This window comes from Pseudomonas oligotrophica, from assembly GCF_021726475.1.
In the GTDB taxonomy this organism is placed as follows: Bacteria; Pseudomonadota; Gammaproteobacteria; order Pseudomonadales; family Pseudomonadaceae; genus Stutzerimonas; species Stutzerimonas oligotrophica.
Genome location: NZ_JAKJRU010000001.1, coordinates 828,601 through 841,557, shown reverse-complemented (window position 1 = coordinate 841,557; position 12,957 = coordinate 828,601). Strand labels below are relative to the sequence as shown.

16 protein-coding genes are annotated in these 12,957 nt (G+C 68.3%); 11 read left to right on the top strand and 5 right to left on the bottom strand.

Going from position 1 to position 12,957, the window contains the following annotated elements; translation table 11 throughout:
• Positions 1-106: 106 nt before the first annotated feature.
• The 5 genes from L3N39_RS03805 (at position 107) to ureC (ending at position 4,086) form a co-directional block, all read left to right on the top strand.
• Positions 107-940, top strand: coding sequence for an urease accessory protein UreD (locus tag L3N39_RS03805; RefSeq protein WP_237255876.1), 834 nt, complete (start codon positions 107-109; stop codon positions 938-940).
• A gap of 139 nt (positions 941-1,079) precedes the next feature.
• On the top strand, positions 1,080-1,382 hold the full coding sequence (ureA, locus tag L3N39_RS03800; protein WP_003283033.1) for an urease subunit gamma: 303 nt from the start codon (positions 1,080-1,082) through the stop codon (positions 1,380-1,382).
• A gap of 11 nt (positions 1,383-1,393) precedes the next feature.
• The gene (locus L3N39_RS03795; protein WP_237255874.1) at positions 1,394-1,948 is read left to right on the top strand and encodes a GNAT family N-acetyltransferase; all 555 of its coding nucleotides are present in this window, start codon (positions 1,394-1,396) and stop codon (positions 1,946-1,948) included.
• Positions 1,945-2,250: an urease subunit beta gene (locus L3N39_RS03790; protein ID WP_237255872.1), complete on the top strand. Its 306-nt coding sequence runs from the start codon at positions 1,945-1,947 to the stop codon at positions 2,248-2,250. Before L3N39_RS03795 ends, L3N39_RS03790 begins: the two co-directional genes overlap by 4 nt.
• Positions 2,251-2,385: 135 nt before the next feature.
• Complete coding sequence (ureC, locus tag L3N39_RS03785) at positions 2,386-4,086, top strand: urease subunit alpha (RefSeq protein WP_237255870.1); 1,701 nt, start codon at positions 2,386-2,388, stop codon at positions 4,084-4,086.
• A 268-nt stretch (positions 4,087-4,354) separates the two neighbouring features.
• On the opposite strand, the gene L3N39_RS03780 is transcribed toward ureC, so the two are convergent.
• On the bottom strand, positions 4,355-4,621 hold the full coding sequence (locus L3N39_RS03780; protein ID WP_237255868.1) for a DksA/TraR family C4-type zinc finger protein: 267 nt from the start codon (positions 4,619-4,621) through the stop codon (positions 4,355-4,357).
• Positions 4,622-4,799: 178 nt separating this feature from the next.
• Between L3N39_RS03780 and L3N39_RS03775 the strand changes: the two genes are divergently transcribed.
• A complete protein-coding gene (locus L3N39_RS03775; RefSeq protein WP_237255867.1) occupies positions 4,800-5,522 on the top strand; it encodes a TorF family putative porin in 723 nt (240 codons plus the stop codon).
• 3 nt (positions 5,523-5,525) lie between these two features.
• Here the strand turns inward: L3N39_RS03775 and L3N39_RS03770 are convergent, their stop codons facing one another.
• Together L3N39_RS03770 and L3N39_RS03765 are read right to left on the bottom strand one after the other, a co-directional pair.
• Positions 5,526-6,389, bottom strand: coding sequence for an isocitrate lyase/PEP mutase family protein (locus L3N39_RS03770; RefSeq protein ID WP_237255865.1), 864 nt, complete (start codon positions 6,387-6,389; stop codon positions 5,526-5,528).
• Between the two features lie 102 nt (positions 6,390-6,491).
• The gene (locus L3N39_RS03765; protein ID WP_237255863.1) at positions 6,492-7,382 is read right to left on the bottom strand and encodes a DMT family transporter; all 891 of its coding nucleotides are present in this window, start codon (positions 7,380-7,382) and stop codon (positions 6,492-6,494) included.
• A 212-nt stretch (positions 7,383-7,594) separates the two neighbouring features.
• On the opposite strand from L3N39_RS03765, the gene L3N39_RS03760 reads away from it, so the two are divergent.
• The 5 genes from L3N39_RS03760 to L3N39_RS03740 all read left to right on the top strand — a co-directional run bounded on the left by L3N39_RS03760 (position 7,595) and on the right by L3N39_RS03740 (position 11,045).
• A complete protein-coding gene (locus L3N39_RS03760; protein WP_237255963.1) occupies positions 7,595-8,080 on the top strand; it encodes a GNAT family N-acetyltransferase in 486 nt (161 codons plus the stop codon).
• Between the two features lie 152 nt (positions 8,081-8,232).
• Complete coding sequence (gene ureE / locus L3N39_RS03755; protein ID WP_237255862.1) at positions 8,233-8,733, top strand: urease accessory protein UreE; 501 nt, start codon at positions 8,233-8,235, stop codon at positions 8,731-8,733.
• Positions 8,734-8,741: 8 nt separating this feature from the next.
• Positions 8,742-9,410, top strand: coding sequence for an urease accessory protein UreF (locus tag L3N39_RS03750; protein WP_237255961.1), 669 nt, complete (start codon positions 8,742-8,744; stop codon positions 9,408-9,410).
• Positions 9,411-9,685: 275 nt separating this feature from the next.
• Positions 9,686-10,300, top strand: a complete 615-nt coding sequence (gene ureG, locus L3N39_RS03745) for an urease accessory protein UreG (RefSeq protein ID WP_237255860.1) — start codon at positions 9,686-9,688, stop codon at positions 10,298-10,300.
• A 169-nt stretch (positions 10,301-10,469) separates the two neighbouring features.
• Positions 10,470-11,045 carry a HupE/UreJ family protein gene (locus L3N39_RS03740; protein ID WP_237255858.1) on the top strand — a complete coding sequence of 192 codons (576 nt, stop codon included), beginning with the start codon at positions 10,470-10,472 and terminating at the stop codon, positions 11,043-11,045.
• Between the two features lie 9 nt (positions 11,046-11,054).
• On the opposite strand, the gene L3N39_RS03735 is transcribed toward L3N39_RS03740, so the two are convergent.
• Together L3N39_RS03735 and amn are read right to left on the bottom strand one after the other, a co-directional pair.
• Positions 11,055-11,306 carry a DUF2789 domain-containing protein gene (locus L3N39_RS03735; protein ID WP_237255857.1) on the bottom strand — a complete coding sequence of 84 codons (252 nt, stop codon included), beginning with the start codon at positions 11,304-11,306 and terminating at the stop codon, positions 11,055-11,057.
• Positions 11,307-11,380: 74 nt separating this feature from the next.
• Positions 11,381-12,853, bottom strand: a complete 1,473-nt coding sequence (gene amn, locus L3N39_RS03730; RefSeq protein ID WP_237255855.1) for an AMP nucleosidase — start codon at positions 12,851-12,853, stop codon at positions 11,381-11,383.
• Positions 12,854-12,957 lie beyond the last annotated feature (104 nt).

Sequence of the window (12,957 nt, the reverse complement as noted above, 5' to 3'; positions counted from 1 at the left end):
AGGTCTCGTCGTCGACGAGGCCTTGCACGCCCCGAAGCTGCGCATACCGTCGGATGGAGGCACGACTATTGCTGTCTGCCCAGTCAACTACCACCGGCAGCCGCGCATGACCGTTCTGACTCACCCCTTCACTCCGCACTGGCAGGCCGAACTCGAGCTCGGCTATACCCGCATCGGCGACGCGACGCGCCCGGTGCTGCGCCGCCATAGCGGACCGTTGCGGGTGCAGAAGCATCTGTATCCCGAAGGGTCGGAAGTCTGCCAGCACATCATCGTTCACCCCCCGGGTGGCATCGCCGGCGGGGATCGGCTGGACATCAGCGTCACGCTCGGCCCCGGCGCCTGGGCGCAGCTGACCAGCCCCGGTGCAGCCAAGTGGTATCGCGCCGCCAGCCCGGCCTTTCAGGACCTGCGCCTGCGCGTCGAGGCCGGCGCCACGCTGGAATGGCTGCCGCAGGAGACCATCGTCTACTCGGCGGCGCAGGCCGAGCTGAACACTTGCATCGAACTGGAAGGCGATGCGCGGCTGTTCTACTGGGACATCGTTGCCCTCGGCCGGCCGGCCGCAGGCGAGCGCTTCGACGCCGGGCATTTCCAGGCGCGCCTGGATATCCGTCGCGACGACCGGCTGATCTGGCACGAGCGCCAGCGCATCGCCGGCGCCGATGCGTTGCTCGACTCACCGATCGGCCTCGACGGGCATTCGGTGTTCGCCACCCTCATTGCCAACGGCGAGCTCGACGCGGACCTGCTGGAGCGCTGCCGCGAATTGCCCAGCCGCGTGCGCGGTGACCTGACGCAACTGCCGGGGCTCATCGTGGCGCGCTGCCTGGCCGACGAAGCGCTGCATGCGCGCGCCTGGCTGATCGCTCTGTGGCGACTGTTGCGCCCCGAACTGCTGGGCCGCGAGGCGCTACCGCCACGAATCTGGAGTACCTGATGACCGGTGGGCAAGGCTGCGCCGTTGCCCACCCTACGCCGGCGCGCTGGCGTGCACGTCGCCCTGAACAACGCTGCGTGGTCTCGACCACTGGCCGGTGGATACGAAGAGCGACATCCACCCTACAACTGGAGCGGTTATGGATCTGTCACCAAGAGAGAAGGACAAGCTGCTGATCTTCACCGCCGGCCTGGTGGCCGAGCGCCGGCTGGCCCGCGGTGTGAAGCTCAACTACCCGGAGGCCATGGCCTACATCTCCGCCGCGCTGCTCGAAGGCGCGCGCGACGGCCAGACGGTCGCCGAGCTGATGCACTACGGCACCACCCTGCTTAGCCGCGAGCAGGTGATGGAAGGCGTGCCCGAGATGATTCCGGAAATCCAGGTCGAGGCGACCTTCCCGGACGGCACCAAGCTGGTCACGGTGCATCAACCAATCGCCTGAAATATCGGTCAATGTCTACTGCCCACGACCTTGAACCGTTCTTGAAGGAAACCAACGTGCAGATACGCGACGCCCTGGACACTGACCTCGAAGGCATCCTGCAGATCTACAACGACGCGGTAGAGAACAGCACGGCGATCTGGAACGACCACTGCGTCGACCTCGCCAACCGCCAGGCCTGGCTGGCCGAGCGCCACGCGCAGGGCTACCCCGTGCTGGTCGCCATCGACGAAGGGGGCCGCGTAGCCGGCTATGCCTCATTCGGCCCCTGGCGACCGCATGACGGCTTTCGCCACACCGTGGAGAACTCGGTCTACGTGAGCCCCGACCACCGCGGCAGCGGCATCGGCCGCAGCCTGATGCAGGCGCTGATCGAGCGCGCCCGACAGCTGGAAAAGCACGTGATGGTCGCCTTCATCGAAAGCGAAAACCGCGCCTCGATCCATATGCACCAGCAACTGGGCTTCATCCATGTCGGCCAGATGCGCCAGGTCGGCTGCAAGTTCGGCCGCTGGCTGGACCTGACCATGATGCAACTGACCCTGAACAGGACGCCCCAACCATGATTCTCGGCGAATACCAGATCCAGGACGGCGACATCGAGCTCAACGCCGGCCGCCGCACCCTGACGCTCTGCGTGGCCAACAGCGGCGACCGGCCGATCCAGGTCGGTTCGCACTACCACTTCTTCGAGACCAACGACGCGCTCAGCTTCGATCGCGCCGCCACGCGCGGCATGCGCCTGAACATCCCGGCCGGCACCGCGGTGCGCTTCGAACCGGGCCAGAGCCGCGAGGTGGAACTGGTCGAGCTGGCCGGCGAGCGCCGAGTGTTCGGCTTTGCCGGGCGGGTGATGGGCGCGCTCTAGGGCGCAGCCGCAAGCGACAAGCAAGCTTCGTAGGGTGGATGGCCACCCCGTGGAAAACGCCGAAGGCTTTTCCACCACCCAGATTGCCGGTGGACAAGCTTCGCGTTGTCCACCCTACGGACAGGATGAGATGCAATGAAGATTTCCCGCCAAGCCTATGCCGACATGTTCGGCCCCACCGTTGGCGACAAGGTGCGCCTGGCCGACACTGACCTGTGGATCGAAGTCGAAAAAGACTTCACCACCTATGGCGAAGAGGTGAAGTTCGGCGGCGGCAAGGTGATCCGCGACGGCATGGGCCAGAGCCAGCGGTGCGCCGCCGAGGTGGTCGATACCCTGATCACCAACGCGCTGATCCTCGACCACTGGGGCATCGTCAAGGCGGACGTGGGGCTCAAGGACGGCCGCATCGCCGCCATCGGCAAGGCCGGCAACCCGGACATTCAGCCCGACGTGACCATCGCCATCGGCGCCAGCACCGAAGTGATCGCCGGCGAAGGCATGATCCTCACCGCCGGCGGCATCGACTCGCACATCCACTTCATCTGCCCGCAGCAGATCGAAGAGGCGCTGATGAGCGGCGTGACCACCATGATCGGCGGCGGCACCGGCCCTGCTACCGGCACCAACGCCACCACGGTGACGCCCGGCCCCTGGCACATGGCGATGATGCTCAAGGCCGCCGACGCCTTTCCGATGAACATCGGCTTCACCGGCAAGGGCAACGCCTCGCTGCCCGAACCATTGATCGAGCAGGTCAGGGCCGGCGCCATCGGCCTCAAGCTGCACGAGGACTGGGGCACCACCCCGGCGGCCATCGACAACTGCCTGTCGGTCGCCGACCAGTACGACGTGCAGGTGGCCATCCATACCGACACGCTGAACGAATCGGGCTTCGTCGAGACCACCCTCGGCGCGTTCAAGGGCCGCACCATCCACACCTACCACACCGAAGGCGCCGGTGGCGGCCATGCGCCGGACATCATCAAGGCCTGCGGCTTCGCCAACGTGCTGCCCAGCTCCACTAATCCGACCCGGCCCTTTACCCGCAACACCATCGACGAGCACCTGGACATGCTCATGGTCTGCCACCACCTCGACCCGAGCATCGCCGAGGACGTGGCCTTCGCCGAGAGCCGTATCCGCCGCGAGACCATCGCCGCCGAAGACATCCTGCATGATCTCGGCGCATTCTCCATGATCAGCTCCGACAGCCAGGCCATGGGCCGCGTCGGCGAGGTGATCACCCGCACCTGGCAGACCGCCGACAAGATGAAAAAGCAGCGCGGCGCCCTGCCCGGCGACGGCGCGGGCAACGACAACTTCCGCGCCAAACGCTACATCGCCAAGTACACCATCAACCCGGCGATCACCCACGGCGTCAGCCACGAGGTGGGCTCGATCGAAGTGGGCAAGTGGGCCGACCTGGTGCTCTGGCGCCCGGCGTTCTTCGGCGTCAAGCCAACGCTGATCCTCAAGGGCGGGGCCATCGCCGCCAGCCTGATGGGCGACGCCAACGCCTCGATCCCCACGCCGCAGCCGGTGCACTACCGGCCGATGTTCGCGAGCTTCGGCGGTTCACTGCACGCGTCGAGCTTCACCTTCATCAGCCAGGCCGCCTTCGAAGCCGGAGTGCCCGAGCAGCTAGGCCTGAAGAAGAAGATCGGCGTGGTCCGGGGCTGCCGCCAAGTGCAGAAGAAGGACCTAATCCACAACGACTACACGCCGGACATCCAGGTCGACCCGCAGAACTATCAGGTGCGCGCCGACGGCCAGCTGCTCTGGTGCGAGCCGGCCGAAGTGCTGCCAATGGCGCAGCGCTATTTCCTGTTCTGACCCCTGGCTGTTCTGCACTAGCTGTTCTGAACTGGCGCCGCCGCAACCCCGACTCGGTGGGCAGAAGCCCCGCCCTACGAAGCTGGAATAACCCGCTCAGCGGCTCCGCCGGGCACCGCCCCCGTAAGGCCAGCTTGCTGGCGAAGCGCTCGAGCCCTGATCGCGAGCAAGCTCGCTCCTACAAACAGCAAACCGCAAACGACAGCACCTTCGCGTAGGTCGGTAGGCTGGATTTCTGCCCACCCGGGCAGGGTGTCGCTCGCGCCGTTCAGCGCAGCTGGCTGTCCTTGCTGCCGCGGCGGTTGTAGCCGCTGGTGTGGGCGTCCTGTTTGTCCTGTTCGGCCTGGCATTCGATGCACAGCCGCACGCCGGGCACCGCCTGGCGACGAGCCTCGGGAATCGCCGCGCCGCATTCCTCGCAGTGCTTGAGGCTCTCGCCGCGGGCGAGCCGGCTGCGGGCGCGCTGGACCGCATCCTCGATGGTGCTGTCGATCTGCTCCTGTACTGCGCCGTCTCCGGCCCAACCGGTCGCCATGGCTGCCTCCCGCCCTGCCCGGGCCTGTGGCTGTGTTCTCGATAGAGTCCCCGATCCTCGCCCCGTTCGTCGAGCCGGTGCCCGGCAATCGATGAACGGGGCCCGGCAAGCGGTCTCGCTGGTTATCCTCTGGCCGCTCTGCCACGCGCCCCGGCGCCCCGTTCACCGCCTCTGGATCATGCTTCGGACCTGCCTGCCGCTCTGCCTTGTACTGCTCGCCGGTTGCGCCAGCGACACGCGCGTGATCGAGCGCGAGCTGGGTGAGTTCGACCTGAAGATGGGCACCGCGCCGACCCGCAGCATGGCCCAGGGCCTGGTCGCGCCGACCACGGCCGGCGCCTTTCACGGCGGCCTGGACCTCAGCCACGCCAGCGGCTGGTATGTCGGCCAGTGGTCGCCGAGCGCCGGCCTCAGCGCCGAGCGGCAGCTGGAACTCAACACCTACGCCGGGTATGCCGAGCAACCGGCCGCTGGCGGGCCGGGCTACGAGCTGGGGCTGATCCGCTACAGCTTCCCCGAGCTGCAGCAGTGGAACCGCAACGAGTACTACGCCGGACTGACGCTGGACGAGCGGCGCATCGGCGCGGCGCTGAGCGACGCCCCGGGGCGCACCGACAGCACGCTGTACCTCGACCTCGGCTCGGTAACCCCGTTCGCCGTGGGCCTGCGCATGAAGTACGCCACCCACGCGCTGGACAGCCCGCGCACCCTGCCCGGCGGCGAGCGCGTGCGGGTCTTCAGCGACTGGTCGCTGAACCTGTCGCGGCCCTGGCTGGGCATCCAGCTGGACCTGTCCTACACCGACTCCAACCTGCGCACCCGCCAGTGCGGCGTCTATTCGGGGATCAACGCCGAGTGCGGCGAGGTGGTCACCTTCCGCGCCGAGCGCCCGCTGTTCTGAGCGTCACTCCTTGACCTGCATGAACTCCTCGGCCCAGACCATGTATTCGTCGGCCGTCGAGTACTTGACCGAGAGTTCCGAGGCGCTGAGGTCGCTGGCGTCGATCTGGCGCTGCTCGCGCAGGCAGTCGTAGGTCGCCTTGATCGCCGCGAAGTAGGCGGCGTGGCCGTTGACCACGATGCGCACGCCGAGCGCGGCCAGCCGGGCGCTGTCACGCAGGCGCGGGTTGCCGTAGGTGACCAGCATCAGCGGCACGCTGACGTTCCCGGCGATGCGCTCCAGGTGCTCGAAGTCCTCCACGCCGACCACGCAGATGCCGTCGGCACCGGCCTTCTCATAGGCCTGGGCGCGGGCGATGACCTCTTCGACTCCGATCACCGCGGCGTTGGTCCGCGCGATGATCGCCAGCTCCGGGTCGATGCGCGCCTCGATCGCCGCGCGGATCTTGCCGACCGCCTCGAACATGCCGATCAGGTCGGTGGACTTGCGACCGAATTTGGCCGGCAGCAGGGTGTCCTCGATGGTCAGCGCGGCGATGCCGGCGCGCTCCAGTTCGATCACCGTGCGCATCACGTTCAGCGCGTTGCCATAGCCGTGGTCGGCGTCGGCGATGATCGGCAGCTGGGCGACACGGCCGATGCGGGTGGCCTGCTCGACGAACTCGCTGAGGGTGATGAGGGCGAAGTCCGGCGCGGCGAGCACCTGCAGCGAGGCGACCGAGCCGCCGAGGATGCCGACCTCGAAGCCGAGGTCCGCGGCGATGCGCGCCGACATGGGATCGAATACCGAAGCCGTGGAATAGCAGCGGTCGGAAGCCAGCAGCTGGCGGAATTCGCTGCGCAGGCTGTGGTGGGAAAGTCTCTGCATTGTGGTGGGTACCTGAATTGAACGAGCACGCAAGGAGGGTTCGTCCCTCGCCTTGTTGATTACTGGGAAGCTGTCCACCCGGTCAGAAGACACATGGCGATCTCAGCGGCCGGAAGATGAAGGCAACCGCCGCGCCTGCACGCGCTGCATCCAGGCCATGCCCAGGCCGCTGGCGATGATCACCGCCATGCCGAGCAGCGCGCCGGCATCGGGCAGGTGGCCGAAGGCAACCAGGCCGACGAGGCCGGCGAAGACGATCTGCCCGTAGGTGAACGGTGCCAGGGTCGCGGCGCTGGCAAAGCGCAGCGCGTTGGTCAGCAGCAGGTGGCCGAGCATCGCCATCGCCCCGAGCAGGCTCATCAGCAGCGCATCCAGCAGGCTCGGCGTACGCCAGTTGAAGATCACCAGCAGGCTCATCAGCAGCGTGCCGACCACGCTGGTGAGGAAGTTGCTGGTCACCGCATGGTCGGTGCCAGCCAGGCGCCGGGTCACCAGCTGGTAGAGGCTGAAGCTCAGCGCCGCGGCGAAGGGCAGCAGCACCGCCGGGGTGAACAGCGCACCGCCCGGGCGGACGATGATCAGCACGCCCATGAAGCCGGCCGCCACCGCCAGCCACTGCACCGGGCCGACCTTCTCGCCCAGCCAGGCCGAGGCGATGGTGACCATCAGCGGTGCCAGGAAGATCACCGCGGTGGCCTCGCCCAGCGGGATGTAGCGCAGGCCGCTGATGAAGGTCAGGCTGACGCCGACCAGGCTCAGCCCGCGCAGCAGTTGCAACCAGGGCCGCCGGGTGACGAACAGGCGCCGGCGCATGCCGGGGCCGAACAGCGTCGCCATCAGCAGCGTCTGCGACAGGTAGCGCGCCCAGACCACCAGCAGCACCGGGTAGAACTGGGTGAGGTGCTTGGCCAGGCCATCGTGGCTGGCCAGCACCAGGCCGGACAGCAGGATCAGCAACACGCCGTAGAGCGGATGGCGAAGCGGTTCGTTCAAGGGGCAGGACCGATATCTAGATAGGCGACTAACGATTATGCCCGCATAACGCCTGTCACGTCAGCGCGCGAGCATTCCGCCCGGCGGATGGCGCCGCGGTCAGCCGTGCGGTCGGGCCAGGCGGCGCGCTTTCGGCTATCATCGCCGCCCTTTGCCGGGCCGCGCGGTCGTTCAGCGGTGCGTGAGAGTTTCCGATGTACAAGCTAAGACCCATGCAGGAGGGTGACATCCCTGCGGTCATGCGCATCCAGGCCGACGCCTACGCGGCCGAGGTGCTGGAGGACGAAGCGGTCATCCGCAGTCGCCTCGTACGTTGTCCCCAGCTGGCCTGGGTCGCCGAGGACGAGCAAGGCCTGTGCGCCTATCTGTTCGCCTACCACTCGCAGGTCGGCCAGGTGACCCCGCTGGACGGCGAGTTCCAGGCGTACGCCGAGCCGAACTGTCTCTATCTGCATGACCTTGCCGTCGCCGCCCGCGCCGCGGGCCGCGGCATCGGCCCGGCGCTGGTGCGGCACAACCTCGAGCAGGCCAGCGGCAGCCGGCTGCGCTATTCGGCGCTGGTCTCGGTGCAGGGCTCGGAGGCCTTCTGGTCGCGCCAGGGCTACCAGCCGCACGAGGCGCTCGACGCCCGCCAGCAGGCGCACCTGGCCAGCTACGGCATTCCGGCCGTGTACATGGTGCGCAACCTGCACCATTAAACGGCACGAGCGCAGCGACCACCCGGCCGCGCGCACCAAATGGAGCCGCCGGCAGCCCGATAACCAGGTCGCAGACGCCCGATGACGGGGCGTTGCGGCGGCTTGGCAAGGGCCTTGCTGTATCTGTGTCATCGCCCGACCAGGACAGCCCCATGCTGGTGATCCACCGCCGCCTTCCGCCCAGCCCGGGCTGGCAGGCCGAACTCGAACTGACCTTCGATGCCCGCAGCAAGAGCCGCCTGCGCTGCTTCACCCGCAGTGGCGAGGAGGTCGGCCTGTTTCTCGAGCGCGGCCAGCCGCCGCTGGCCGATGGCGAATGCCTGCTGGCCAACGACGGCCGCATCGTGCGCGTCTGCGCCCGCGCCGAGCGGCTGCTGCACGTGACCTGCGCCAATGCCTTCGAACTGACCCGCGCCGCCTACCACCTGGGCAACCGCCATGTCGCCCTGCAGCTCGGCGACGGCTGGCTGCGCCTGCTCGACGACTACGTGCTCAGGGACATGCTGCTGCAGCTGGGCGCGACCGTGGAGCCGGTCGAGGCGCCGTTCCAGCCCGAGCATGGCGCCTACGGCGGCGGCCATCACCATTCGCACGCCGGCGAGGCGGAATTCAGCTACGCACCGCGGCTGCACCAGTTCGGAGCCCGCCAGTGACCAGCCGCATGGCCTGGAGCCTGTTGCGCCTGGCCAGCCCGCAGCTGCCGATCGGCGGCTACAGCTACTCCCAGGGGCTGGAGATGGCCGTGGAGAGCGGCCAGGTAAACGACCCGGACCGCGCCCGGCGCTGGCTGGCCGACCAGTTGCTGCTCAATCTGGCGCGCTTCGAGGCGCCGCTGCTGCTCGCCCACTGCGAAGCCGCGGCCCGCGAGGACTGGGCGGCGCTCGCCGAGCTCGCCGAGCGCCATCGCGCCAGCCGGGAAACCCGCGAGCTGCAGTTGGAAAGCCGGCAGATGGGCTATTCGCTCGGCCAGCTGCTCGACGGCCTGCCGGAACTGGACGCCCCGGCCCGCGCCCTGCTCGCCCGCACCCGCGAGCCCGGCTTGGCGCTGACCTGGGCATTGGCCGCCCGCGCCTGGCGCATCCCGCCGAGCGAGGCGCTGGCCGCCTGGTTGTGGGGCTGGCTGGAGAACCAGCTCGCCGTGCTGATGAAGACGCTGCCGCTGGGGCAGCAGGCGGCGCAGCGGTTGACCTCGCAGCTGTTGTCGGTTCTCGACCAGGCGCAGCGGCAGGCCAGCGAGCTGCCGGAGCGGGAATGGGGCAGCGTGCCGTTCGGGCTGGCGCTGACCAGCATGGCGCATGAGCGGCAGTACAGTCGGTTGTTCAGGTCATGAGGGGTGTGGCACTTGATGCTGGCGGCACCTTTTGCGGCGGGCGGCTCGACAGCGCGGTCTCCACCCCAGGCCACAAGCAAATTCCCGCCGGACAAGGGCGGACGTTTTTCAAACCGGTGGGCAAGCTTCGCGTTACCCACCCTACGGCCTTGCCAATGCATGCCCCGCATCTGCGTGCGGACAGCCAACGAATCCCATTCCCTGCCCACTCCGGCAGCGGCACGCCCTTCGCATCAGCCCCAAGGCAGCCACATCGCCCCCAGAGGAGACCACCCATGACCACCCAACCCCTGCGCGTCGGCATTGGCGGGCCGGTCGGTTCCGGCAAGACCGCCCTGACCCTCGCCCTGTGCCAGGCGCTGCGCGAGCGCTACAACCTCGCCGTGGTGACCAACGACATCTACACCCAGGAAGACGCCCAGTTTCTCGTGCGCAACGAGGCCCTGGCACCCGAGCGGATCATCGGCGTGGAAACCGGCGGCTGCCCGCACACGGCGATCCGCGAGGATGCCTCGATCAACCTCGAGGCCGTGGAGCAGCTCAACCGGCGCTTTCCCGGCCTGGAGCTGATCATCGTCGAGTCCGGCGGCGACAACCTCTCGGCCACCTTCAGCCCGGAGCTGTCGGACCTGACGATCTACGTGATCGACGTGTCGGCCGGCGACAAGCTGCCGCGCAAGGGCGGCCCGGGCATCTGCAAGTCCGACCTGCTGGTGATCAACAAGATCGACCTGGCACCCATGGTCGGTGCCTCGCTGGAGATCATGGAACGCGACGCGAAGACGATGCGCGGCGAGCGGCCGTTCGTGTTCAGCAACCAGAAGGTCGGCCACGGCCTCGAGCAGATCATCGCCTTCATCGAAAAACAGGGAATGCTCGGCACCGCCTGAGCGGAATCATTCCTGCAGGCGCGAGCTTGCTCGCGAAAGACCGCAGGCCGAGGCGCTGCGCCAGCAAGGGCTCGGCGGCTCCAGGCTGCCGCAACGGCAAACCTCATCCGACCGTGACGACTCGCCTCCGACGATTCGCGACCGCCATGCAAAACCAGAGGAACAGTAGATGAACGCGCTCAGAAATTTCACCCTCGCCACCCCCCTGCTGCTCAGCCCGGCGCTGGCCTTCGCCCATGCCGGCCATGACCACGCCGGCGTGCTGTCCGGTATCGCCCACCCGCTGCTGGGCGCCGACCATCTGCTGGCGATGCTCGCCGTCGGCCTCTGGGCGGCGCAGCAGCGCGGTGCGGCACGCTGGGCCCTGCCGCTGGCCTTCGTCGCGACCCTGCTGCTCGGTGGCCTCGCCGGTTTCGCCGGGTTCCGGCTGCCGCTGATGGAAACCGGCATCGCCGGCTCGCTGCTCGCCCTCGGCCTGCTGGTGGCGCTGGCGGTACGCCCGCCGCTGACCGTCGCGACGGGCCTGACGGCGCTGTTCGCCATCAGCCATGGCATCGCCCATGGCCTGGAACTGCCGGCGCTGGCCAGCCCCTGGGGTTATGCGACGGGTTTCGTCGCCGCCACGGCCGCGCTGCATGGGCTCGGCTACCTGCTGGTACGCACCCTGCCGCAGGCCGCGGCACCGCTGGTTCGCCTCGCCGGGGCTGCCGCCGCACTGGCCGGGGCCTGGCTGCTGGCAGCCTGAGGCCGGGCGCTACGCCGGGTGCGTCGCGCCCCGGCGCAGGGCCAGGTTGAGCCGGTCGACCACCTCGGCCCAGTCGGCATCCTCGAGCAACTCGTCACGCAGGAAGGTGGCCTGGGCCGGCGTCCAGAACGGCGCGTCGGCCAGCTCGGTCTCCTCCGGCAGCGGCGAATGGGTCTCGATGAAGCGCCTGATCGAGGCGTCGTCGTTGGGCAGGCCAAGCTGCTCGAACAGCTGGTGGAAGGCGTGGATCGACTGTTCCATGTGAACCTCCGAGGTGGCGGGAATGCACGCTTGAGTATCGTCCATTCCCGCCAGCGCGTCGGCGGCATTCGGCCTCAGCGGAACGGCGGCTCGTCGAAGCTGCGCAGCTTGCGCGAGTGCAGCGAGTTGAGCTGGCAGCGCAGCAGCTCGAGTGCGCAGATGCCGATCTTCAGGTGCTGGGTCACGGCACGCTCGTAGAAGGCGTTGGCCGAGCCCGGCAGCTTGATCTCGCTATGCAGCGGCTTGTCGGAGACGCACAGCAAGGTGCCGTAGGGCACCCGCAGGCGATAGCCCTGGGCGGCGATGGTGCCGCTCTCCATGTCCACCGCCACCGCCCGCGAGAGGTTGATCAGCGGACGCTCCTGCGCCCAGCGCAGCTCCCAGTTGCGGTCGTCGTAGGTCAGCACGGTGCCGGTGCGCAGGCGCTTCTTCAGTGCATCGCCCTGTTCGCCGGTGACCTGCGCGGCGGCGCCCTGCAGCGCCTGCTGCACCTCGGCCAGCGCCGGCAGCGGGATGTGCGGCGGCAGCACGCGATCGAGAATGCCGTCGCGGCGCATGTAGGCGTGGGCCAGCACGTAGTCGCCGATCGACTGCGACTGCCGCAGGCCACCGCAGTGGCCGATCATCAGCCAGCAATGCGGGCGCAGCACGGCCAGGTGGTCGGTGATGTTCTTCGCGTTGGACGGGCCGACGCCGATGTTGACTAGGGTGATGCCGTGGCCGTCCGCGGCGATCAGGTGGTAGGCCGGCATCTGGTAGCGGTGCCAGAGCACGCCGCCGATGATCGCCTGGGCCTCGCCCTCCTCCATGCCGCGCTCGATGACCACGTTGCCCGGCAGCACCATGCGCACGAAGCGGGTGTCCTCGCGCAGCATGTCCAGGCCGTGGCGGATGAACTGGTCGACGTAGCGGTGGTAGTTGGTCAGCAGGATCCACGGCTGCACCTGGCGCCAGTCGCTGCCGGTGTAGTGCACCAGCCGGCGCAGGGAGAAATCCACCCGCGCGGCGTCGAACAGCGCCAGCGGGTACGGGTCGGCGTTCTCCCAGTCGTAGAGGCCGTCGGCGATGTCGTCGGTGGCCGCCGACAGGTCGGTGCTGGGGAACACCCGCGCCAGCTCCGCGGCGGTCACGCCGCTGCCGGCCAGCTCGTCGCCCTGCTCGATGACGTAGGGATAGGGAATGTTGCGCTCGCTGATGCCCACCTCCACCTGCACGTTGAAGTCGCGCATCAGCGGGCGCAGCTGGTCGAGCAGGTAGTTGCGGAAGGCCGCCGGCTGGGTGACGGTGGCGCTGTACACGCCCGGGGTCTGCACCTTGGCATAGGCGCGGGTGGAAGCCGGCACCTCGCCGTGGCACTGGTAGGTCAGGCGCAGCTCGGGGTAGCGGAACAGCGCGCGTTGCGCGGCGTCCGGCTCGATGCGGTCGCTGACGTAGCGCTTGAGCGCCTGGTTGAGCGCGTTGATCGCACGCTGGTGGAGTTCGGCCAGGTGATCGACCGCTGCTTCGGCCGTGCTGGCGACGATGAAACGCTGGTTCTCGGGAGTCATGCGGCGGGGCCCTGTCTATGCGGATGCGGCTATCTTGGCCGGAATCGTTGACGGATGTACATCGCCGACCGGCAAGCCCGGCGGCCGCGGCAAATGCCGCGCAA

Coding starts and splice junctions, on each gene's coding strand:
- L3N39_RS03790 (WP_237255872.1), top strand. CDS start 1,945: ATGATTCTCGGCGAATACCAGATCCAGGACGGCGACATCGAGCTCAAC.
- L3N39_RS03735 (WP_237255857.1), bottom strand. CDS start 11,306: ATGGAACAGTCGATCCACGCCTTCCACCAGCTGTTCGAGCAGCTTGGC.
- L3N39_RS03760 (WP_237255963.1), top strand. CDS start 7,595: ATGCAGGAGGGTGACATCCCTGCGGTCATGCGCATCCAGGCCGACGCC.
- ureG (WP_237255860.1), top strand. CDS start 9,686: ATGACCACCCAACCCCTGCGCGTCGGCATTGGCGGGCCGGTCGGTTCC.
- L3N39_RS03740 (WP_237255858.1), top strand. CDS start 10,470: ATGAACGCGCTCAGAAATTTCACCCTCGCCACCCCCCTGCTGCTCAGC.
- amn (WP_237255855.1), bottom strand. CDS start 12,853: ATGACTCCCGAGAACCAGCGTTTCATCGTCGCCAGCACGGCCGAAGCA.
- L3N39_RS03805 (WP_237255876.1), top strand. CDS start 107: ATGACCGTTCTGACTCACCCCTTCACTCCGCACTGGCAGGCCGAACTC.
- L3N39_RS03750 (WP_237255961.1), top strand. CDS start 8,742: ATGGCCTGGAGCCTGTTGCGCCTGGCCAGCCCGCAGCTGCCGATCGGC.
- L3N39_RS03780 (WP_237255868.1), bottom strand. CDS start 4,621: ATGGCGACCGGTTGGGCCGGAGACGGCGCAGTACAGGAGCAGATCGAC.
- L3N39_RS03775 (WP_237255867.1), top strand. CDS start 4,800: ATGCTTCGGACCTGCCTGCCGCTCTGCCTTGTACTGCTCGCCGGTTGC.
- ureE (WP_237255862.1), top strand. CDS start 8,233: ATGCTGGTGATCCACCGCCGCCTTCCGCCCAGCCCGGGCTGGCAGGCC.
- L3N39_RS03795 (WP_237255874.1), top strand. CDS start 1,394: ATGTCTACTGCCCACGACCTTGAACCGTTCTTGAAGGAAACCAACGTG.
- ureC (WP_237255870.1), top strand. CDS start 2,386: ATGAAGATTTCCCGCCAAGCCTATGCCGACATGTTCGGCCCCACCGTT.
- L3N39_RS03770 (WP_237255865.1), bottom strand. CDS start 6,389: ATGCAGAGACTTTCCCACCACAGCCTGCGCAGCGAATTCCGCCAGCTG.
- ureA (WP_003283033.1), top strand. CDS start 1,080: ATGGATCTGTCACCAAGAGAGAAGGACAAGCTGCTGATCTTCACCGCC.